The following is a 20,486-nucleotide window of genomic DNA, read 5'->3' as shown; positions in this document are numbered from 1 at the left end:
TAATTGCTCCTTTATAAAATCATTCTATTAGAGTCAAAGAATTGGCACCCGAGGTCACAATGAAATTAGATAGCTTACACAGTGAAATGCAGGCCATGATGGTTGAAGCGGGTAACAACCGCCCTGCAGCAACAGGACAAAAAGTTGGCGCTGATTTTGGCAATATGCTGACTGAGGCTATCAATAATGTGAATGGGCTACAAAAAACCTCAAGTGATTTACAAACTCGCTTTGACCGAGGAGATGAAGGTATTTCCTTATCGGATGTGATGATCGCACGTAATAAATCTAGCGTTGCATTTGAAGCGACCATTCAAGTACGCAATAAACTTGTTGAAGCGTACAAAGAATTAATGAATATGCCAGTATAACCACATAGGGTATGAACTGTGGCTGAAGATAAACAAACAACCGATCTGGCATTAACTTCTGGTGGAGAACAGGCTCTATCAACCAGCGTTGATCTTGATGGTGGTGCACAAAATCCAGATTTAGAAGAAAAAAGTTCTTCTAAATTGGACTTTGCCATGGGCGATCTTGACCTATTACGGCAGATCGTTCTGGTACTCTCGATCTCTATCTGTGTGGCACTCATTGTCATGCTATTTTTCTGGGTAAAAGAACCAGAAATGCGTCCACTTGGCGCTTATGATACAGAAGAGCTCATTCCAGTATTGGATCATCTTGATCAACAAAAACAAGCTTATCGTTTAGATGGTAATACGATTTTAGTTCCGAGCAGTGATTACAATAGCATCAAACTGAATATGGTCCGCTCTGGGTTAAATCAGTCGCGTAATGCGGGTGATGATATTTTGCTGCAAGATATGGGGTTTGGGGTTTCTCAACGTTTGGAACAAGAACGTTTAAAACTTAGCCGTGAACGTCAGCTAGCAAAAGCGATCGAAGAAATGCGTCAAGTGAATAAAGCGCGTATTTTACTTGCCCTTCCCAAGCAGAGTGTATTTGTTCGCCATAACCAAGAAGCGTCAGCTTCCGTATTTTTAACCCTGCGTACCGGAGCCAACCTGAAGCAGGAAGAAGTCGATTCCGTGGTGGATATGGTGGCGAGTGCGGTGCCGGGGATGAAACCGACTCGCGTGACCGTAACGGATCAACACGGGCGCTTACTCAGTTCGGGTTCACAAGACCCGATTTCTTCCGCTCGTCGTAAAGAACAAGAGCTTGAACGTCGCCAAGAAGAAAATCTGCGTAGCAAAATTGACTCTGTTCTCATTCCTATTTTAGGACTGGGTAACTACACCGCACAGGTTGATATTGAGCTGGATTTCAGTGCTGTTGAGCAAACTCGTAAAGTGTTTGATCCAAATACCCCAGCGACTCGGAGTGAATACACCCTAGAAGACTATAACAACGGTAACGTAGTGGCCGGCGTTCCCGGAGCATTGAGTAACCAACCCCCTGCGGATGCATCGATTCCGCAAGATGTTGCTCAGATGAAAGACGGTTCTGTACTCGGCCAAGGTTCTGTTCATCGTGAAGCAACGCGTAACTTTGAACTGGATACCACCATCAGCCATGAAAGAAAGCAAACCGGGGTGGTGAACCGCCAAACCGTAGCGGTTGCTGTCAAAAATCGTCCGGTGGTGAATCCTGAAAATGGTCAGGTCACTTACCAGCCTCTAACAGAGAGTGAACTAGGTTCGATTCGACAGTTACTGATTGGGACCGTTGGGTTTAATGAAAACCGAGGTGACCTCTTAAACGTATTAAGTATGCAGTTTGCTGAGCCAGAGCTTGAACAATTGGCCGATGTACCTATTTGGGAAAACCCGCACTTTAACGATTGGGTTCGTTGGTTAGCCAGTGCACTGGTGATTATTGTTATTGTATTAGTACTGGTTCGTCCAGCGATGAAGAAATTGCTCAACCCGACTGCGGATGATGACGAACAGTTGTATGGCCCTGATGGCCTACCGATTGGTATTGATGGCGAAACCAGCCTGATTGGCAGTGATATTGAAGGAGGTGAATTGTTTGAATTCGGCTCTGGTATTGATTTGCCTAATTTACATAAAGACGAGGATGTACTGAAAGCAGTACGTGCTCTGGTCGCCAACGAGCCAGAACTTGCGGCTCAAGTTGTGAAGAATTGGATGCAAAATGCCTAATGAAATCATAAGTAAAGATGCAGAAAATGGCATCGATATTGCCAATATTCCCGGTGAGGAACGTGCTGCTATCTTATTGCTGAGTCTTAATGAAGAAGACGCTGCTGGGATTATTCGCTATTTAGAACCCAAACAAGTTCAGCGAGTAGGGAGTGCAATGGCGAAAGCAAAGGATTTGAGCCAAGATAAAGTGACCGCCGTTCACCGCTCCTTTTTGGAAGATATCCAAAAATACACCAATATTGGGATGGGAAGTGAAGACTTTATGCGTAATGCATTAATTGCTGCCTTAGGTGAAGATAAAGCGAATAACTTGGTGGATCAAATTCTACTTGGCACCGGCTCGAAAGGATTGGATTCATTGAAATGGATGGATCCAAGACAAGTGGCCAGTATCATTGTGAATGAGCACCCGCAAATTCAGACCATTGTATTGTCTTACCTTGATCCTGACCAGTCTGCTGAAATCCTCGCCCAGTTCTCAGAGCGAGATCGTCTGGATCTCATGATGCGTATTGCTAACCTTGAAGAAGTACAACCTTCGGCCTTGGCAGAACTGAATGAAATTATGGAGAAACAGTTTGCTGGTCAAGCTGGGGCTCAAGCTGCGAAAATTGGTGGCCTGAAAGCGGCTGCCGATATTATGAACTATCTGGATAACAACATTGAAGGTCTACTTATGGATCAGATGCGTGAGCAAGATGAAGACCTCGCAACTCAGATCGAAGACCTCATGTTTGTCTTTGAAAACTTGGTGGAAGTCGACGACCAAGGTATTCAGAAATTGCTGCGGGATGTTCCTCAAGATGTGCTGCAAAAAGCACTCAAAGGGGCCGACGAAACCTTACGCGAGAAAATCTTCAAAAATATGTCGAAGCGTGCTGCTGAGTTGATGAAAGATGACTTGGAAGCGATGCCACCGATTAAAGTTTCAGATGTGGAAGCGGCGCAAAAAGAAATCTTGGCCATTGCCCGACGAATGGCAGACAACGGGGATCTCATGTTGTCTGGCGGGGCGGATGAATTTTTATAATGAACAAGGCCTGCTGACTCAGCCGGCCTTTTTTATCGTTGGATAAGGTGTCTCATGACTGGAGAAAGAAAGCGTGGTTTTATCCGTTTAGGCTCTGATGCCACCGTAGAATCGCCTAAAAAGTGGGGGTTACCCGATTATGCTAACGAACAGAATAAAAAAGCCAAAGAAACCGCATTAAATTATGACCCTGCTTGGGTACCTAGTTTTGATGAAGAGGAAGCAGACTTACCTCTTACTCTCAGTGATGAAGAAATAGAGCTGATTAAACAGGCCGCTTATCAGGAAGGGTTAGAGCAAGGGCAAGCGGAAGGGTATCAGCAAGGTTTTGAACAAGGTAAGCAAGCTGGTTTTGATATCGGCCATCAAGAAGGGATTCAGGCTGGGGAAACGGAAGGGTTAGCTGCAGGCCAAGCACAGATCCAACAACAAGTGGAACACTTCCTAAACCTTGCGAACCAATTCGCCCAACCGCTGGAGTTAATGAATGCTCAGGTGGAAAAACAGTTGGTTGATATGGTACTGACGCTCGTAAAAGAAGTCGTCCGTGTGGAAGTACAAATGAACCCTCAAGTTATTTTGGATACGGTCAAAGAATCGGTAGAGGCTCTACCCATCGCGGGACATACTATTCATGTCAAACTTCATCCCGAAGATTGTGAAATCATCAAACATGCTTATGGTGAGGAAGCGCTTGAACTTCGTCAATGGACATTGAACAGTGAGCCAGCCCTGAATCGAGGTGATGTTCAAATTGAAGCGGGTGAATCGAGTGTTAACTACCGTATGGAAGAACGTATTCGTAGCGTGTTACAACGTTTTTGTGGAACGAATCGTCATCAGCAAGGGCAAGACTAATGCAAGCGCTGGCAGACCGATTAGCACAATATAAAACCCAAGGCTTAACAAGTCGTCCAGTCGCCTCTGGTAAGTTGGTTCGAGTCGTAGGGTTAACCCTTGAAGCGACAGGATGCCGAGCCCCCATTGGAAGTTTGTGTCTAGTGGAAACCATGTCTGGTGAAATGGAAGCGGAAGTGGTTGGTTTTTCTGGCGACAGCTTATTCTTAATGCCTAGTGAGCAAATTAATGGGGTGTTGCCCGGTGCAAAAGTGACCCCATTAACAGAAGAAGCGGGCTTGGCGGTTGGAATGGAATTACTAGGGCGAGTCATTGATGGGGTGGGTAACCCATTAGATGGGCTGGGTCCCATATACACCGATCAATACGCAACGTTCAACGCCCAACCGATTAACCCATTATCACGCAAGCCGATCAGTGAACCCTTGGATGTGGGAATTAAAGCCATCAACGGTTTATTGACGGTAGGTAAAGGACAACGAATTGGTCTGTTTGCTGGTTCAGGGGTTGGTAAATCGGTCACCTTAGGTATGATGACTCGCGGAACCACGGCACAAGTCGTTGTGGTGGGCTTAATTGGTGAGCGTGGTCGAGAAGTTAAAGAATTTATTGAAGAAATTTTGGGTATTGATGGCCGTCAACGTGCGGTGGTTGTGGCCGCTCCAGCCGATGCCTCTCCACTCATGCGTTTGAAAGGTTGTCAGACGGCATTGGCGATTGCTGAATATTTTCGTGATCAAGGGTTGGATGTTTTGCTATTGATGGACTCATTAACCCGTTTTGCACAAGCTCAGCGGGAAATTGCGTTATCAGTGGGCGAACCACCGGCAACCAAAGGCTATCCACCTTCGGTTTTTGCTAAATTACCCGCATTAGTTGAGAGAGCGGGCAATGGTGGTCCCGAACAAGGCTCTATCACAGCCTTTTTCACGGTATTAACCGAAGGGGATGATCTACAGGATCCGATTGCCGATGCTTCTCGTGCAATTCTTGATGGGCATATTGTGCTTTCTCGGGAGATGGCCGATGCGGGGCATTATCCTGCCATTGATGTCGAGAAATCGGTCAGCCGTGTTATGCCACAAATTACAACCGATGAACATATGCTGATGTCAAAAGCGGTACGGCAAATTCTGTCGATTTGTCGTAAAAACCAAGATTTGGTCTCGATTGGTGCTTATAAACCGGGAACTGATAAAGCGATTGATAGCGCCTTTACCCTGAAACCACGGTTAGACAATTATTTGCAACAAGAAATGAAAGAATCGGTTCCTTACGACATGTGTATCGGTATGCTGAAAAATGTACTGAGTATGGAGTAGGTAAGCGATGGACAATGCGTTAGAGTTTTTGTTAGGGCAAGCCAAAGAGTCGGAAGATCAGGCCGTGATGGCTTTGAGTAAAGCCAGAAATGAACTGGACGGTTACTATCAACAATTGAAACAGATTGAACAGTATCGCTTGGAATACTGCCAGCAACTGGTTCAACGTGGGCAGGCAGGATTAACCGCTAGCCAATATGGTCACTTAAACCGTTTCCTAACTCAGTTGGATGAAACTTTAGCGAAGCAGCGCAGCGCCGAGCAGCATTTCACTCAGCAAGTGGAAAATTGCCAACAACATTGGATGAATGTGCGTAAGCAGCGTCGTTCTTATGAGTGGTTGATTGAGAAAAAACAGAGTGAAAGAGAGCGCTTACAAGCGCGGCGAGAGCAAAAACAGATGGATGAATTTTCGACTCTCAGCTTTAATCGTCAACGCCTTCGTTCAACCTCTCGCTAATACCGTTTAAAAGCTAGCTTTGGCTCATTTATTGCATGGGTTGTAGTCTCTGATGCGAGCTGCAGTCAATACCAAGCAGAGCTTTTAGGTGTTATATACAATGTGAGCGATGTGAATATGAATATTAATCCAATCTCTTCAGTTGATAGCAAGCCTATTTCCAGCGTGAGTGCAACCAATGCAAACTCAAAAAACATCTCATCAAAAGAGGGCGAAGCTGGAGAGGTAACCGGGTTTCTAGATAAATTAACCGCACTTTTGTTTCATTCTCAATCCGAAGTTGAGTCAGAAAATACGGATTTGGCGGCTTTACCCATACAGTCGGAAGAGATCTCGTCCGAGTTGATTGAGCTCAGTGGGGAAGAGTCCGAGCAAGCGGTGGCAGACTCTCAAGATGAAGCGTCTACGAATCAACCGGTGGCTCATTCTAAGCAGGCTGACATAGAGAGTCTTTCTACTCTGGAACATGAAGAGAGTCTGGAACCCTCTATCACAACCGCACAGGTGATGAATCAGGGCGATGAACTGCTTGGTCGATTACAGCAAGCCAATCAAACATTAGTTAAGACAAGCGGCAAGAACTTGCCCAATGAAGACAGTGAATGGGCGGATTTTTCGGCTGCACAAAAACAAGATGCTGTATCGTTAGAGGCTGTGGAGCTCCCCGTTTGGGATAACCAAGAAGTCGCCGTCAATAAAGCGGATGCCACTCGTACGGATGTGGAATTTTCCGACCGACCTCTCGACGAATCAGGAGAGGCCATTGTTCAGTTAGTTGACGAGGCATCGATCGTTCACTCACAAATTCAGCAGCCCGCACAAAATACCCCTCTTACCGAAGAGGAGGAAGAGCCTTTAGTGGCGAAAACGGCGAGTAGCGAGGTTGAGGTATCGGAGCTGGCCGAACAGGCCCTCCCACTCACTCAAGGTGAGGCTCAGGTTCGTCATGAACCGAGCAAACCTAGTGCGCCAAGTGGTTCGTTCTCGTTTTCAGCCATGGCCGCTTCATCTCAACCACCTACGCACCCGGCAGGTGTCTCCGCGATGGTGAATGAGGCTCCTTTTACAGCAACTCAAGCAGGAAGTGCGGCGGCGATCTCAATGCCTGAGTTCGTCCAATCGACACCGGGAATGGATCCGAATGTATTAAAAGCATCGTTGAATGGGGCCGCTTTATTTGGAAAAGAAAAAGAGTCGCTTGGTTCAGAGCCTGAGAGCAATTCTCTCTTTGCTCAGCAATTAGCTTCTGCGGCTGGACAATCGACAACGGCACAACCCTCGGGGTTGCGCAATGAACCCGCCCCCATTCAAGGGCAACCGTTACCTTTAGCTCTAAATAAAGGAATGGTGGCCGATGAAATGGCTGAACGGGTACAAATGATGATGTCGAAAAATCTAAAAAATATTGATATTCGCCTTGATCCACCAGAACTTGGTCGAATGCATATTAGAATGAATATGCATGGTGATGGCGCTAGTGTGCAATTTACGGTGGCGAATAGCCAAGCTCGTGATGCTTTAGAGCAATCCATGCCGCGTTTGAGAGAAATGTTGGCTCAGCAAGGCGTTCAGTTAGCCGATACTTCTGTTCAGCAACAAAATGCTGGCCAACAGCAACGTTATTCAGCAAATGGTGGCGAATCGGGATCATCGGCGGGGCGAGAGGTTTTGGCGGGCGATGAAAATATTGAGTCTGACATTAAACTGGATTTGAATGTAACAACAAAGCGTGATGGAATCAGCTATTACGCTTAAACTAATAGAAAAATAACCGCATAGAGTAAGTTATGGCTGTTGATGAAAATGCACCAAAAAGTAAAAATAAACTATTAATCATTGTTGGGGCAGTCGTCGCCTTATTACTGATTGCTGGGGGCGCTTTTTTCTTTCTTGGATCGGATAGTTCTGAACCCAAAGAAACGGTAAGAGCTCAAGATACTGTGACGGTTGATCCTGTCTCTTACGTCAATATTTCTCAACCCTTTGTATTCAATGTGAGTGGTGAGAATCGTGGTCGAATGGTACAAATAAAAGTACAACTTATGGTGCGAGGTAGCAAAAACGATAATTTAGCTCGCTATCACTCCCCCTTGGTGGAAAGTACACTATTAGCAACCTTTGCCTCTGCTTCGGTTGAGCAACTACGAACCACTTCTGGACGTATTGAGTTACGAGATAAGGCGACAGACGATATTAAAGCGGCGATGACACAAGTGGTTGGAGAGCCAGTGATTGAACGAGTGCTCTTTACTGACTTTGTAATGCAATAGGTGAGTACGTGACCGATTTATTAAGCCAAGACGAAATTGATGCACTGTTGCATGGCGTAGACAGTGTTGATGAAGGAGAAGACGAATTAGATTCCGCAGATGCGGGGGCTGTCTCGTTTGATTTTTCATCACAAGATCGCATTGTTCGTGGTCGGATGCCGACCTTAGAACTGATTAATGAACGTTTTGCTCGGCACATGCGCATCAGTTTATTTAATATGCTTCGCAAAACTGCAGAAGTATCGATCAATGGCGTACAAATGATGAAGTTTGGTGAATACCAAAATACTTTGTACGTACCGACCAGTTTAAACATGGTTCGTTTTCGTCCTCTTAAAGGAACGGCGCTTGTCACAATGGAAGCGCGTTTGGTGTTTATTCTGGTAGAAAACTTCTTTGGTGGAGATGGACGCTACCATGCTCGAATCGAAGGTCGTGAATTTACGCCGACTGAACGTCGAGTGATTCAATTATTACTAAAAATCGTCTTTACTGACTATAAAGAAGCTTGGTCTCCTGTGATGGGCGTTGAGTTTGAATACCTTGATTCTGAAGTTAACCCAAGTATGGCTAACATTGTTAGCCCAACGGAAGTGATCGTTGTCTGTTCATTTCATATTGAAGTGGATGGAGGGGGCGGTGATTTTCATATGGTTATGCCGTATTCGATGGTTGAGCCTATTCGAGAATTACTCGATGCCGGTGTTCAGTCGGATAAAATGGAAACCGATGTACGCTGGAGTTCAGCTCTTCGGGAAGAGATCATGGATGTGCCCATTAACTTTCGAGTTAATTTATTAGAACAAGATATTGCACTGCGTGATCTAATGGAACTGCAAACGGGCGACATTATCCCAATTGATATGCCAGAGCATGCAGTGATGTTTGTGGAAGACTTACCCACTTATCGAGTAAAAATGGGCCGCTCAGGTGAAAAACTGGCGGTACAAATTTCAGAAAAAATCCGCCGTCCAGATGTGGTGAAAACCGACCTCGCGTTCTTAGGCAAAGACATTATTGCAGAACTAGAGAATGATGAGCTGGAAGATGACGAACATATACATGAGTAAAAATAGGTAGCGAAGATGTCAAAATCAGATGATCAAAAGCTGGCAGATGAGTGGGCTGCAGCGCTTGGGGAAGATCCTAATGCCCCAGAAATCGATGTCGATGAGGTGTTAGCCGCGCCATTGGATGAGTTAAAAGATACTGCGCCACCCATTACTGATGATGAACGTCGTAAACTCGACACCATTATGGATATTCCTGTTACCATTTCAATGGAAGTTGGGCGTTCAAAAATCAGTATTCGTAACTTACTGCAATTAAACCAAGGTTCAGTGGTTGAGTTGGATCGTATTGCAGGTGAGTCATTAGATGTGATGGTTAATGGTACTTTGATTGCTCATGGAGAAGTTGTGGTGGTCAACGATAAGTTTGGTATTCGCCTGACGGATGTGATCAGCCAAACGGAACGAATTAAGAAACTGAGATAACTTATGAAAAAGCTCATAAGTTTATTTTTTGTTTCGTTCCCAACTTGGGCAGCGGAGACGGCTTCACTGGATATAGCGACCACTTTCGGGTCGCTTTTATTCGTTGTTGTACTGATTTTATGCTTAGCTTGGTTACTCAAACGTATGCGTGTTCCAACCTTTGGGCAGCACAAAGGCTTTCAAGTCATGCGTCAATTGCCTATCGGCACGAAAGAACGATTGATGATTGTGCAAGTGGGGGAGGAACAGTTTCTTATTGGTGTGACGGCGCAATCTATCCAGTTAATTTCGAAGTTGGAAACGCCACTGACACAAGAAACTTACGATGCACCTTCATTCGCTACTCAACTGACTCAGTTACTGAAAAAACATGATAAATAACCGTCGATATACTTTCTGTTCGGTGTCGTTATCTTGGATGATGACCCTCATTTGTTCCATCATTTTTCTCTGGGCTCCTTTGGCGAGTGCACAGCAAGAGTTGGAAACTCCGATTCCGGCTAATACGCTTGCTGATGGAGGCGTGACGGTTAGTACCATGGAGAAAGAGCAAGGCGCGACAAAATCGTTGGCCTTAACGAGTAGCAGTGGTGGCGGTGGTATTCCGGCCTTTACCATGACGACGAATCCTGATGGAAGCGAAGATTACTCGGTTAATTTACAAATTTTAGCCCTAATGACCATGCTCGGTTTTTTACCGGCAATGGTTATCTTGATGACTTCCTTCACCCGAATTGTGGTCGTCATGTCGATTTTGCGTCAGGCTATGGGATTACAACAAACGCCATCAAATCAGGTTATTATTGGGATTGCGATATTTCTTACCTTCTTCATTATGTCCCCAGTACTGAATCAGATTAACGATCAAGCGGTTCAACCCTATCTCAATGAACAGATGTCGGCGCGCCAAGCATTTGATTTGGCCCAAGAGCCAATGAAGGCTTTTATGCTGAAACAAACGCGACTGAAAGATTTAGAAACCTTCGTTAATATTTCAGGCTCAGAAGTACAAAGCCCTGAAGAAGTATCGATGGCGGTGCTCATTCCTGCTTTTATTACCTCAGAATTAAAAACCGCTTTTCAAATTGGCTTTATGCTTTTTTTGCCATTTTTAATTATTGACTTGGTCGTCGCTTCAGTTTTGATGGCGATGGGGATGATGATGCTATCACCAATGATTGTTTCGTTACCTTTCAAATTGATGCTTTTTGTCTTGGTTGATGGTTGGAACCTCATTTTATCCACCTTGGCAGGCAGTTTTGCCTTGTAGCGGGAGAAGACGATGACACCAGAACTGTTTGTTGAGTTATTTCGTGAGTCGTTGTGGATGGTGCTCATTATGGTGTGTGCCATCATAGTCCCAAGCTTACTGATTGGTTTAGTGGTAGCGATTTTTCAAGCTGCGACATCGATTAACGAACAAACCCTGAGCTTCTTGCCGCGTCTTATTGTGACTCTACTGGCATTAATGGTGTTTGCTCATTGGATGACTCAGATGTTAATGGAGTTCTTTTTAGCCATGGTTGAGCGTTTACCACAGGTTCTCTATTAGGAGTATAAATGGAATACCCGACAAGTGTGGTGTTGGATTTTATTGCTCACTATTTTTGGCCCTTTACCCGTATTTCAGCCATGTTGATGGTGATGTCTGTCACTGGGGCTCGGTTCGTTTCTCCCCGAATTCGTCTTTATCTCGGTTTGGCGATTACCTTTGCTGTGATGCCAGCTATTCCTGAAATTTCAGATGAAGTTCCACTGCTTTCATTTCAAGGCTTTTTAACCACGTTGGAGCAATTAATCATTGGTGTTGCTATGGGAATGGTAACGCAATTTTTGATTCAAGCTTTTGTTATTTTAGGGCAAATTTTAGGTATGCAAGCCAGTTTAGGCTTTGCCTCGATGGTTGATCCGGCTAATGGTCAAAATACGCCCTTATTGGGTCAACTCTTTATGTTTTTGGCCACCATGTTTTTTTTGGCTACCGATGGTCATTTACAGATGATCCAATTAGTGGTGATGAGTTTTAAGAGTTTACCTATCGGCAGTGGTTCACTGACAAGTGTGGATTTTCGGGAGTTGGCTCTTTGGCTCGGTATCATGTTTAAGGTCGCGTTGAATATGGCCTTGTCTGGCATTATCGCCCTGCTTACCGTAAACCTTTCTTTTGGGGTGATGACACGGGCCGCCCCTCAGCTGAACATTTTTTCACTCGGCTTTGCTTTTGCATTACTGGTCGGCTTATTGCTTTGTTGGTATATCGTGGGCGGTTTATTTACCCATTATGAATTATTCTGGTCAGACGGTGAACAGCAGCTTTGCCGTTTGATTCGCTTAAATTGTTAGGAGGCGACGATGGCAGATTCTGACGGACAAGAAAGGACCGAAGAAGCCACTCCCCGACGGTTGCAACAGGCAAAAGAAAAGGGCCAGGTTGCGCGATCGAAAGAGTTGGCTTCCGTTTCTGTTTTGGTGGTAGGGGCGGTATCACTGATGTGGTTTGGTGATCGATTAGCGCGAGGCTTATATAGCATGATGGAGCGCTTATTTTCACTCAGCCGCGAAGAAATTTTTGATAGCAGTAAACTGTTTGAAATTATAGCGGGAACCCTCGCCGATTTATTGCTGCCATTATTACTGATTTTGAGCACCCTTTTTGTTGCTGCCATGATTGGAGCGGCAGGGGTTGGCGGGGTGAACTTTTCGGTTGAAGCTGCCATGCCTAAGTTTTCTAAACTGAATCCGTTGAGTGGTATTAAACGGATGTTTGGCCTACAAAGTTGGGTGGAATTGGTGAAGTCAATGTTAAAAGTGCTGCTGGTGGCAGGGGTGGCCTTTTATTTAGTTGACGCTTCAAAGAGCGATCTCTTTCAGTTAAGTTTGGATGTGTTTCCTCAAAATCTATTTCACGCTTTAGATATTTTGCTGAACTTCGTTTTGCTCATTAGCTGCTCTTTATTGGTGGTTGTGGCGATTGATGTGCCTTTTCAAATTTGGCAACACGCTGAAAAGCTCAAAATGACTAAGCAAGAAATCAAAGATGAATATAAAGATACCGAAGGGAAACCTGAGGTGAAAGGGCGGATTCGGATGTTGCAGCGGGAAGCGGCTCAACGGCGTATGATGGCTGATATTCCTCAAGCAGACGTTATTATCACCAACCCAGAACACTTTTCGGTCGCTTTACGCTATAAGCAAGATACTGACCGTGCACCCGTCGTGGTGGCAAAAGGCGGCGATTTTCTGGCTTTAAAAATTCGAGAGGTGGCACGTGAGCACGACATCATGATTGTTCCCGCTCCTCCACTCGCTCGTGCGCTTTATCACACGACGGAGTTAGAGCAAGAGATCCCTGATGGCTTGTTTATGGCAGTGGCACAAGTGCTGGCGTATGTTTTTCAGCTTAAGCAATATCGGCGTAAAGGGGGAGAGCGTCCGGTGCTTAAAGAAGATAAACTGCCTATTCCACCGGATATGCGTTATTGATGAGATTGGAGCTATTTTTCCGGAATAGACAAGAGAATCAATAATGACCCATTGCCACCAAACTCTAATGGTGCTTGGTGAAAAGCCAACACATCAGGATGCTGAGCTAACCACAATGGTACCTTTTGTTTAAGAATATGCTTACCTATGCCATGTTGAACACAAGCACAGTGCACATTTTCTTTTAGGCAGTAAGCTATCATGGCTCCTAGTTCTCGCTTGGCTTCGACCTGAGTCATGCCATGCATATCAAGAAAAACATCGGGCACATAAACGCCACGGCGTAGCTTCTTGACTTCATACTTTGACACGTCACTACGAGCGTAACGGGTTGGGCCTTCTTCACTCAGCATTGGTACAAATTCATCAGAAAAATAAAAATCGTTGTCACTGGCTTCGCGTGATGTTCGGCGGATTTCTTTTTGTTTGGGGTTTCTGTTTGGTGGCCGGATTATGGTATCCTGCGCAAACTTTTTTACGCCTTTTACTGCATCCTGAAACAGAGCAAAATCATCAGCATCGAGATCAGCGTTTGGATTGAAATCGGTGTGTTTTTTGTTCATTTTGGGTAAATCATCGGTTATGAATCGGAATTGGCAGTATTGTAGCGCTTTTCGGAGGCAATTTTGGATAAGATTTTTGTAGATGAAGCGGTTTCTGAACTGCATACGCTTCAAGATATGATTCGTTGGACGGTGAGTCGCTTTAACGCCGCGAAACTATTTTATGGCCACGGCACAGATAATGCCTGGGATGAAGCGGTTCAGCTCATTTTACCTACGCTCTACTTACCGATTGATGTGCCTCCCCATGTCCTGAATTCACGCCTAACGGGCAGCGAGCGTTTACGCGTGGTTGAGCGAGTAGTTAAACGCATTAATGAGCGAACTCCGGTCTCTTATTTAACCAATAAAGCGTGGTTTTGTGGGTTGGAGTTTTTTGTTGATGAGCGTGTATTAGTGCCTCGTTCTCCAATTGGTGAGTTAATTCAAGCCGAATTTTCGCCTTGGTTAGTGGAAGAACCGACTCGAATTATGGATCTATGTACTGGAAGTGGCTGTATTGCGATTGCTTGTGCTTATGCTTTTCCAGATGCAGAAGTGGATGCGATCGATATTTCGACAGATGCGTTGCAAGTGGCAGAGCAAAATATTCAAGATCACGGTTTAGAGCAGCAAGTCTTCCCTATTCGTTCCGATCTGTTCCGAGATTTACCTCAAGAGCAATACCATATCATCGTGACCAATCCACCTTATGTGGATCAAGAAGATATGAATAGTTTGCCGGATGAGTTTAAGCATGAGCCAGAGCTTGGGTTAGCCGCAGGAACCGATGGGCTTAAATTGGTCCGCCGTATTTTGGCTAATGCGCCTCGTTACTTGACCGACCAAGGCATTTTGGTGTGTGAAGTTGGTAATTCGATGGTCCATTTGATGGAGCAATACCCGGATATTCCATTTACGTGGCTGGAATTTGAAAATGGTGGGCATGGTGTCTTTTTATTAACACGCGAGCAGTTAGTGGCGTGTGCGGATGAGTTTGTACTGTACCGCGATTAATCGTTGAATTGTCATCAAGCGCCGGCCTTGTGCCGGCGCTTTGCTATTCGCTATAAATTAGTGCGCGATAGGGGCTTTACATCATTCGTTAATCAAGCGAGTATGATTCTACGAATAATAGTAATGAATACGATGGGCGAAACCACACGCTCAAAGTAAGCGAGTTTGAGGAAACAATGGCAGGAAACAGTATCGGACAACATTTTCGAGTGACTACATTCGGAGAAAGTCACGGTATCGCACTAGGATGTATCGTTGACGGATGCCCTCCAGGATTGGAAATTAGCGCCGCCGATCTACAAGTTGATTTAGATCGTCGCCGTCCCGGAACCTCGCGCTATACCACCCAACGACGTGAGCCTGATGAAGTGAAAATTTTATCAGGCGTGTTTGAGGGGAAAACAACGGGCACTTCTATTGGTTTGCTCATTGAAAATACAGACCAACGTTCAAAAGACTATTCGGAAATTAAAGATAAATTCCGTCCAGGTCATGCAGATTATACTTATCACCAAAAGTATGGTTTGCGCGATTACCGTGGTGGTGGTCGCTCTTCCGCTCGGGAAACCGCGATGCGTGTGGCCGCAGGGGGGATCGCTAAGAAATACCTCAAACAAGAATTTGGCATTGAAATCCGAGCATATTTGTCGCAAATGGGCGATGTATCGATAGAAAAAGTGGATTGGAGCGAAATTGAGAACAATGCCTTTTTTTGCCCTGATGTTGATAAGGTGGACGCGTTTGATCAACTGATTCGTGAGTTGAAAAAAGAGGGCGACTCCATCGGGGCTAAAATTCAAGTGGTAGCCACTCAGGTTCCGGTTGGTTTAGGTGAGCCCGTGTTTGACCGCTTAGATGCGGATATTGCACACGCTCTTATGAGTATCAATGCCGTAAAAGGGGTTGAAATTGGCGATGGCTTTGAGGTTGTGCGTCAAAAAGGCAGCGAGCACCGTGATCCGCTTACTCCTAAAGGCTTTGCTAGTAATCATGCTGGGGGCATTTTAGGGGGTATTTCATCTGGGCAAGACATAGTGGCAAACATTGCTCTAAAGCCGACTTCAAGTATTACCGTTCCCGGTGAAACCATTACTCGAGAGGGGGAAGCGACTCAACTGATTACCAAAGGTCGTCATGATCCTTGCGTGGGGATTCGTGCGGTACCGATTGCAGAAGCGATGTTAGCGATTGTACTGATGGACCATTTGCTACGTCATCGAGGCCAGAACCACGGCGTTTATACGGAAACACCGATACTCTAATGTTGTCTATTCAGTGAAACCTCACATCTTGTATAGGATGTGAGTTTTTTTTGTTAGACAGAGCGAATTAATGTAGTGGATTATCTGTTTCAACCAAGTGGAAAGAAGGTAAGCGCCACTTAAAGCGAACCGCAGCCATACGTAAAAGATAGCCGACGGTTAAGGTGATAATGGTATTGGTTATTTCACTGACTCCTAACTCAAGTAATGTGAGATAGAGCCCTGATGCGACTAGTGTGACCGAAGCGTACAGCTCATCATGCAAAACTAAAGGGGGCTGACGACAGATTAAATCTCGTAATAAGCCGCCAAATACGCCTGTGACTAATGCGGCCACCATACAGATCATCACATGATGTCCCATACCTAACGCCACTTTTGTACCAATGATGCTAAACACAATCAACCCTAGTGCGTCTAAGCGAATAAATAACCCTTTTAGCTTAATGACCCAGCGATAAACCCCCGTGGTTAATACGCCAGCTAGGCAGGTAATCGCAAGAAATTCTGGATTTTTTACCCAGCCTAACGGGTAGTGACCAAGTAAAATATCACGAACAGTACCACCACCAATCGCGGTGGCACTGGCAACCAACATAACGCCAAACCAGTCCATTTTTCGGCGTCCCGCACTGAGTGCTCCAGTCATCGCTTCCGCAGTAATACCAATAATATACAGAACGCTCAACAACATGTCGGAGTACCTTATCAATTCATCTGAAGCTTGAGAAAGCGAGAGTGTAAGAGGAATTTTAGAGGTTGGCGAATGAGTTTTTATATAGATGAAGTCGCGGATAGATTACTTAAACTAATTGTTCGGCTGAGCGGGGGAGAGAGACTGATTACAACGATTGTTGCAAGCGTTCATTTATTTGCTGGCAGATTGTACGGATGGCTCTTTACCCCGTGATAAAAAACCGAGAGAATGCCCCTCGTTAATGATAGGGGAGAGGCAAAAATACCCATGACGCATCAATATCAAGATCTGATCACCATTTTCAACCAGACTTTTTTTGCTGATTATCAGACCAAGTTAGAATTAGGTGGCGAGGAACCGATTTATTTACCAGCGGATGAGCAAACGCCTTATCACCGAATTATTTTTGCTCGGGGCTTTTATGCCTCGGCTTTGCATGAAATTGCGCACTGGTGTGTTGCTGGGCCTCAGCGGCGGTTACTGGAAGATTTTGGTTATTGGTATGAGCCTGATGGGCGGTCGGCTAAAGTTCAGGCGGAGTTTGAACGCGTCGAAATTCGGCCTCAAGCTTATGAATGGATTTTTGCGCAAAGTGCGGGTTTTCCATTTACCGTTAGTTGTGACAACCTAAATGGTGATATTGAGCCAGATCGATTGGCCTTTATGCATAAAGTACATCAACAGGTGCTAGTACTGTTAAAACAAGGATTGCCTTTGAGAGTTAAACGGTTATCGGATGCTTTGCGCCAGCATTATGTTAGGCCACCTTTAAGCCCCAGCCAATTTATAGTGAAATAATGAGTAAAAGATGATTATTGAATTTGAAGAACAACTGCTGAATTTGATTGATACGCGTATTGAGTCCGCCTCTGATGACGAGCTTTTTGCTGGTGGGTATTTGCGTGGTCATATTTCACTCTCTGCTGCAGCTTGTGAGGAAGAGGGAATTGATGACTTGACCGAATTTAAAGCGCGAATCGAACAGAGCTTAACGGCGGCTCGTTCAGAGCTATCACCTGCGGATCGAGCGATTGTCAGTGAACTTTGGCAACAACTAGTTGCGCAAGTTTAAAACGGTTTTGTCAGCGGCTAAAGAAAAATAACTCAAGGGAGACCGTCAATCATTGCGACTTGTTCGAAATATTTGAATAACTCTATTTGATTTTACGACTTGCAGCTTGCATGATGAATGTTTACTCTAATTGTCATCTTATGAACAGTGAGGTTATCACAATGAAAGTTATCGCATTTGGCGCAAGTACTAGTTCAACATCTATCAATAAAGCGTTGGCCACTTACGCAGCTGGTTTGATTGACGGTGCCGAGGTTCAAGTGCTGGATATTAGCCAGTATTCAGTGCCTATGTTTAGTGAAGATGTAGAAAAAGAAATCGGTCAGGCTGAAGGCGCTCAAGCTTTCTTGAATGATTTAGCTCAAGCAGATGCCTTTGTTATTTCATTTGCTGAGCATAATGGTCACCACCCTGCGGCGTATAAAAACTTATTTGACTGGGCAACACGAATCGATCGCAATGTCTTTAAAGATAAACCTGCGGTTTATTTAGCTACTTCACCAGGCCCGGGCGGAGCGAAATCAGTCTTAGCAGCAGCAATAGGTTCTGCGCCATTCTTTGGTGGTAATGTTAAAGCCTCGCTTTCTATTGCTAGCTTTTATGATAATTTTGACCAAGAACAGGGTAAGGTTACTAACTCAGAACTGGCGGCTCAAGTTCAAGAAGCGGTCGCTAAATTAGCAGAATAAATGACTGATGCATTGAGTTATCGAAAACGCCTCGCAATTGCGAGGCGTTTTTACGTCAGTACAGAAGGCGTAGTATAGGGATGTTTTATTCGCTGAGAGATTTGCCCTTCTTGAGTTTTCGAATCCACATTCGACTCGGATGCAGCGTTTCAAGAACATCAACAGCAAGGGGGATCGGATCACCACAGATCTGCGATGCTAGAACTTCGGCCATCAAAGGGGCTGAACTTAATCCCCGAGAGCCCAAGCCCAGTAACCCATATAAATGCGGATAATTTGAAACGGGAGAGATTTGTTCTGGGGACTGTTGAGGTAAATCTGAGTACTGCTCAATAATTTTGTCACGGTGACCAATATTGCCAACAAAAGGTAAGTGATCTCGGCTAACACAGCGAATACCTTGCCGTGATTGATTACCTGACACATCAACCAGTTTAGGCCAAGGCTGGTTGGGAATACAGCGAGTTAAGCGTTGAGCATTCTCTTCTTGTGCTTGAGGGTCAAAAAGGTGGTCTAACGGTTGTCGGTCATAACTTGCGCCAAGACAATGAGTGCTGTGATTAGGGCTGTTGGGTGTCATATAACCGTCGTAACAAAGCACAGAATGCAGTGAGTTTAAGGTTGAATTTGTAGGCACGTGGCTTACTTGGCCTTTCACCTTACCTAAAGGAATGAATCGGGTCTGCTCGAATTGATCAAACTGGTGACCATTGGCAATGACCACACATTGATGTTGAAATGATTGGCCATCACTGTCTAATTGCCAGCATTGTTGGTTTTCCAACCAAGTTAATTTATGAATTGGTTGTTCGAAATAGGCGGTTAATGCCCCTTCCTCTTGTAATAACATCAACAAGGCTTTGGTGAATTCTGCAGGGGATAACCAGCCACCGAGTGAGTAATAAAGGCTAGGTATATCAATCGGTAACCCTATTTTTTCTTGAGTTTGTTCTTTGGTGAGAGACTGAACCAGTGCCGCCGGAAAGTGGCCTTGCAGCATGCGAGTGAGCTTGTCGGTTGATTTTTCATCCCACATTAACTGAGTCACCCCACACCAGTCATGCTCAAATAGGCAGCGCTGTGCTATCTGTTCAATAGATTGGCGAGCAAAGAGAAATGCAGGGGCAAAGACACGGGATACACCGCTGTGTTCACTATTTAATAAAGGGTAGACAGCTCCTTGTCGGTTACCGGATGCTCCGTCTGCGGGCGCTGTGTCTGCGCAATATAAGGTTACAGGAACGCCTCGTTGAGAAAGTGTGTAAGCCAGTGTCGCACTGGCAATACCACCACCAATGATGGCAACTTCTTTCAGATCGGTGACTTTTTCTCTGTGATAGCAAGGATGGATATTGGTGTATGGTTTTTTCGATGCCAGATGACCTACAATCATTTCTCGTTTTGTACCAAAACCCTTAACCTTTTTCATTTCAAAGCCCGCTTCGATAAGCCCGCGCCGAACAAATCCTGCAGCGGTAAAGGTGGCACACGTAGCCCCTTGTTTGGCTAATTGGCTCATACCATTAAACAGATTTTGATTCCACATTTCAGGATTTTTACTGGGTGCAAATCCATCAAGAAACCAAGCATCGACTAACCCTTGTTGTGGAACAGGAACCTTAGGAAGGCAATCTTTAATATCCCCGAACCACAAATCAAGTGTCACTGCCCCGCCAGCGAATACAATACGATGGCATTCAGGAACAGCCATTGGATAATGTTTTTGTAATTGCTGAGCATATACGGCCAGTTCAGGCCAAGATTGATGTGCTTGGATCAAATCGGTTTTGTTGAGTGGATACTTTTCAAAGCTGATAAAATGCAATGTTTTTAGCGTAGAATCAGGGGATTGCTGTAAAAACTGATCAAACCATTGCCAAGTGGCAAGAAAGTTGAGCCCGGTTCCAAATCCCGTTTCTGCGATCACAAAACGGCGTTGGTCATACTCATGCCATCTTTGTGGGAGATGATTTTTTTCAAGAAAAACGTAACGAGTCTCTTCTAATCCATTAGTATTAGAAAAATAGACGTCGTCAAATTGGTCTGAAACAGGTGTTCCTGCTTCATTCCAAGCCAATTGTGCATGAGTAATGGAAGTCATAATCGATGAGTTCTAGGAAATATGCGTTTAATAAGGCAAGATTGTACGGATT

22 protein-coding genes and 1 pseudogene are annotated in these 20,486 nt (G+C 45.0%); 20 read left to right on the top strand and 3 right to left on the bottom strand.

The window, feature by feature from the left end; all coding sequences use genetic code 11:
* Positions 1-59 precede the first annotated feature (59 nt).
* From fliE to flhB, 15 genes and pseudogenes are all read left to right on the top strand, one after another.
* Positions 60-371 (top strand): flagellar hook-basal body complex protein FliE, encoded by a 312-nt coding sequence (gene fliE / locus EXA13_RS13245; RefSeq protein WP_238133591.1) that lies wholly within the window; start codon positions 60-62, stop codon positions 369-371.
* A gap of 18 nt (positions 372-389) precedes the next feature.
* Complete coding sequence (fliF, locus tag EXA13_RS13240) at positions 390-2,132, top strand: flagellar basal-body MS-ring/collar protein FliF (protein WP_238133590.1); 1,743 nt, start codon at positions 390-392, stop codon at positions 2,130-2,132.
* Positions 2,125-3,165 (top strand): flagellar motor switch protein FliG, encoded by a 1,041-nt coding sequence (gene fliG / locus EXA13_RS13235; protein ID WP_238133589.1) that lies wholly within the window; start codon positions 2,125-2,127, stop codon positions 3,163-3,165. Before fliF ends, fliG begins: the two co-directional genes overlap by 8 nt.
* A 54-nt stretch (positions 3,166-3,219) precedes the next feature.
* Positions 3,220-4,023 (top strand): flagellar assembly protein FliH, encoded by an 804-nt coding sequence (gene fliH, locus EXA13_RS13230; protein ID WP_238133588.1) that lies wholly within the window; start codon positions 3,220-3,222, stop codon positions 4,021-4,023.
* Positions 4,023-5,345, top strand: a complete 1,323-nt coding sequence (gene fliI, locus EXA13_RS13225) for a flagellar protein export ATPase FliI (RefSeq protein ID WP_238133587.1) — start codon at positions 4,023-4,025, stop codon at positions 5,343-5,345. Before fliH ends, fliI begins: the two co-directional genes overlap by 1 nt.
* A gap of 7 nt (positions 5,346-5,352) precedes the next feature.
* Complete coding sequence (gene fliJ / locus EXA13_RS13220; RefSeq protein ID WP_238133586.1) at positions 5,353-5,805, top strand: flagellar export protein FliJ; 453 nt, start codon at positions 5,353-5,355, stop codon at positions 5,803-5,805.
* A 486-nt stretch (positions 5,806-6,291) separates the two neighbouring features.
* A pseudogene (locus EXA13_RS13215) lies at positions 6,292-7,560 on the top strand (flagellar hook-length control protein FliK); the annotation flags it as partial.
* Positions 7,561-7,592: 32 nt separating this feature from the next.
* Positions 7,593-8,075, top strand: coding sequence for a flagellar basal body-associated protein FliL (gene fliL / locus EXA13_RS13210; RefSeq protein ID WP_238133584.1), 483 nt, complete (start codon positions 7,593-7,595; stop codon positions 8,073-8,075).
* Positions 8,076-8,083: 8 nt separating this feature from the next.
* The gene (gene fliM, locus EXA13_RS13205) at positions 8,084-9,145 is read left to right on the top strand and encodes a flagellar motor switch protein FliM (RefSeq protein ID WP_238133583.1); all 1,062 of its coding nucleotides are present in this window, start codon (positions 8,084-8,086) and stop codon (positions 9,143-9,145) included.
* A gap of 15 nt (positions 9,146-9,160) precedes the next feature.
* Complete coding sequence (gene fliN / locus EXA13_RS13200) at positions 9,161-9,571, top strand: flagellar motor switch protein FliN (protein ID WP_238133582.1); 411 nt, start codon at positions 9,161-9,163, stop codon at positions 9,569-9,571.
* 3 nt (positions 9,572-9,574) lie between these two features.
* The gene (fliO, locus tag EXA13_RS13195; RefSeq protein ID WP_238133581.1) at positions 9,575-9,952 is read left to right on the top strand and encodes a flagellar biosynthetic protein FliO; all 378 of its coding nucleotides are present in this window, start codon (positions 9,575-9,577) and stop codon (positions 9,950-9,952) included.
* 37 nt (positions 9,953-9,989) lie between these two features.
* Positions 9,990-10,841, top strand: a complete 852-nt coding sequence (gene fliP, locus EXA13_RS13190; RefSeq protein WP_238133580.1) for a flagellar type III secretion system pore protein FliP — start codon at positions 9,990-9,992, stop codon at positions 10,839-10,841.
* Between the two features lie 12 nt (positions 10,842-10,853).
* Entirely contained in the window at positions 10,854-11,123 is a 270-nt protein-coding gene (gene fliQ / locus EXA13_RS13185; protein WP_238133579.1) for a flagellar biosynthesis protein FliQ, read from the top strand.
* Positions 11,124-11,131: 8 nt separating this feature from the next.
* The gene (fliR, locus tag EXA13_RS13180) at positions 11,132-11,914 is read left to right on the top strand and encodes a flagellar biosynthetic protein FliR (RefSeq protein ID WP_238133578.1); all 783 of its coding nucleotides are present in this window, start codon (positions 11,132-11,134) and stop codon (positions 11,912-11,914) included.
* 9 nt (positions 11,915-11,923) lie between these two features.
* Positions 11,924-13,054, top strand: a complete 1,131-nt coding sequence (flhB, locus tag EXA13_RS13175) for a flagellar biosynthesis protein FlhB (protein WP_238133577.1) — start codon at positions 11,924-11,926, stop codon at positions 13,052-13,054.
* A gap of 11 nt (positions 13,055-13,065) precedes the next feature.
* On the opposite strand, the gene smrB is transcribed toward flhB, so the two are convergent.
* Positions 13,066-13,617 (bottom strand): endonuclease SmrB, encoded by a 552-nt coding sequence (smrB, locus tag EXA13_RS13170; RefSeq protein ID WP_238133576.1) that lies wholly within the window; start codon positions 13,615-13,617, stop codon positions 13,066-13,068.
* 63 nt (positions 13,618-13,680) lie between these two features.
* Here smrB and prmB point away from each other — a divergent pair, with 63 nt between their 5' ends.
* Both prmB and aroC read left to right on the top strand, forming a co-directional pair.
* The gene (gene prmB, locus EXA13_RS13165; protein ID WP_238133575.1) at positions 13,681-14,613 is read left to right on the top strand and encodes a 50S ribosomal protein L3 N(5)-glutamine methyltransferase; all 933 of its coding nucleotides are present in this window, start codon (positions 13,681-13,683) and stop codon (positions 14,611-14,613) included.
* A 176-nt stretch (positions 14,614-14,789) separates the two neighbouring features.
* Positions 14,790-15,875, top strand: coding sequence for a chorismate synthase (gene aroC, locus EXA13_RS13160; RefSeq protein WP_238133574.1), 1,086 nt, complete (start codon positions 14,790-14,792; stop codon positions 15,873-15,875).
* A 67-nt stretch (positions 15,876-15,942) separates the two neighbouring features.
* On the opposite strand, the gene EXA13_RS13155 is transcribed toward aroC, so the two are convergent.
* A complete protein-coding gene (locus tag EXA13_RS13155) occupies positions 15,943-16,569 on the bottom strand; it encodes a trimeric intracellular cation channel family protein (protein ID WP_238133573.1) in 627 nt (208 codons plus the stop codon).
* Positions 16,570-16,839: 270 nt separating this feature from the next.
* Here EXA13_RS13155 and EXA13_RS13150 point away from each other — a divergent pair, with 270 nt between their 5' ends.
* The 3 genes from EXA13_RS13150 to EXA13_RS13140 all read left to right on the top strand — a co-directional run bounded on the left by EXA13_RS13150 (position 16,840) and on the right by EXA13_RS13140 (position 18,333).
* Positions 16,840-17,370, top strand: a complete 531-nt coding sequence (locus tag EXA13_RS13150; RefSeq protein ID WP_238133572.1) for an elongation factor P hydroxylase — start codon at positions 16,840-16,842, stop codon at positions 17,368-17,370.
* A gap of 10 nt (positions 17,371-17,380) precedes the next feature.
* Entirely contained in the window at positions 17,381-17,644 is a 264-nt protein-coding gene (locus tag EXA13_RS13145; RefSeq protein ID WP_238133571.1) for a YfcL family protein, read from the top strand.
* Between the two features lie 161 nt (positions 17,645-17,805).
* Entirely contained in the window at positions 17,806-18,333 is a 528-nt protein-coding gene (locus EXA13_RS13140) for an NADPH-dependent FMN reductase (RefSeq protein WP_238133570.1), read from the top strand.
* Positions 18,334-18,418: 85 nt separating this feature from the next.
* Here EXA13_RS13140 and mnmC read toward each other — a convergent pair whose 3' ends face one another.
* Complete coding sequence (mnmC, locus tag EXA13_RS13135; RefSeq protein WP_238133569.1) at positions 18,419-20,434, bottom strand: bifunctional tRNA (5-methylaminomethyl-2-thiouridine)(34)-methyltransferase MnmD/FAD-dependent 5-carboxymethylaminomethyl-2-thiouridine(34) oxidoreductase MnmC; 2,016 nt, start codon at positions 20,432-20,434, stop codon at positions 18,419-18,421.
* Positions 20,435-20,486 lie beyond the last annotated feature (52 nt).

The sequence above is a fragment of the Vibrio cincinnatiensis genome (assembly GCF_022113815.1).
Lineage (GTDB): Bacteria > Pseudomonadota > Gammaproteobacteria > Enterobacterales > Vibrionaceae > Vibrio > Vibrio cincinnatiensis_A.
Note: the sequence above shows the minus strand (reverse complement) of the source record. Positions and strands in the feature narration are given on the sequence as shown.

Excerpts from the sequence above, each read along its gene's own strand:
- fliN (WP_238133582.1), top strand. The coding sequence starts at position 9,161 with ATGTCAAAATCAGATGATCAAAAGCTGGCAGATGAGTGGGCTGCAGCG.
- fliL (WP_238133584.1), top strand. The coding sequence starts at position 7,593 with ATGGCTGTTGATGAAAATGCACCAAAAAGTAAAAATAAACTATTAATC.
- EXA13_RS13155 (WP_238133573.1), bottom strand. The coding sequence starts at position 16,569 with ATGTTGTTGAGCGTTCTGTATATTATTGGTATTACTGCGGAAGCGATG.
- EXA13_RS13150 (WP_238133572.1), top strand. The coding sequence starts at position 16,840 with ATGACGCATCAATATCAAGATCTGATCACCATTTTCAACCAGACTTTT.
- fliQ (WP_238133579.1), top strand. The coding sequence starts at position 10,854 with ATGACACCAGAACTGTTTGTTGAGTTATTTCGTGAGTCGTTGTGGATG.
- EXA13_RS13140 (WP_238133570.1), top strand. The coding sequence starts at position 17,806 with ATGAAAGTTATCGCATTTGGCGCAAGTACTAGTTCAACATCTATCAAT.
- smrB (WP_238133576.1), bottom strand. The coding sequence starts at position 13,617 with ATGAACAAAAAACACACCGATTTCAATCCAAACGCTGATCTCGATGCT.
- EXA13_RS13145 (WP_238133571.1), top strand. The coding sequence starts at position 17,381 with ATGATTATTGAATTTGAAGAACAACTGCTGAATTTGATTGATACGCGT.
- fliR (WP_238133578.1), top strand. The coding sequence starts at position 11,132 with ATGGAATACCCGACAAGTGTGGTGTTGGATTTTATTGCTCACTATTTT.
- fliI (WP_238133587.1), top strand. The coding sequence starts at position 4,023 with ATGCAAGCGCTGGCAGACCGATTAGCACAATATAAAACCCAAGGCTTA.
- fliG (WP_238133589.1), top strand. The coding sequence starts at position 2,125 with ATGCCTAATGAAATCATAAGTAAAGATGCAGAAAATGGCATCGATATT.
- flhB (WP_238133577.1), top strand. The coding sequence starts at position 11,924 with ATGGCAGATTCTGACGGACAAGAAAGGACCGAAGAAGCCACTCCCCGA.
- mnmC (WP_238133569.1), bottom strand. The coding sequence starts at position 20,434 with ATGACTTCCATTACTCATGCACAATTGGCTTGGAATGAAGCAGGAACA.
- fliJ (WP_238133586.1), top strand. The coding sequence starts at position 5,353 with ATGGACAATGCGTTAGAGTTTTTGTTAGGGCAAGCCAAAGAGTCGGAA.
- fliP (WP_238133580.1), top strand. The coding sequence starts at position 9,990 with ATGATGACCCTCATTTGTTCCATCATTTTTCTCTGGGCTCCTTTGGCG.
- fliO (WP_238133581.1), top strand. The coding sequence starts at position 9,575 with ATGAAAAAGCTCATAAGTTTATTTTTTGTTTCGTTCCCAACTTGGGCA.
- fliE (WP_238133591.1), top strand. The coding sequence starts at position 60 with ATGAAATTAGATAGCTTACACAGTGAAATGCAGGCCATGATGGTTGAA.
- aroC (WP_238133574.1), top strand. The coding sequence starts at position 14,790 with ATGGCAGGAAACAGTATCGGACAACATTTTCGAGTGACTACATTCGGA.
- fliH (WP_238133588.1), top strand. The coding sequence starts at position 3,220 with ATGACTGGAGAAAGAAAGCGTGGTTTTATCCGTTTAGGCTCTGATGCC.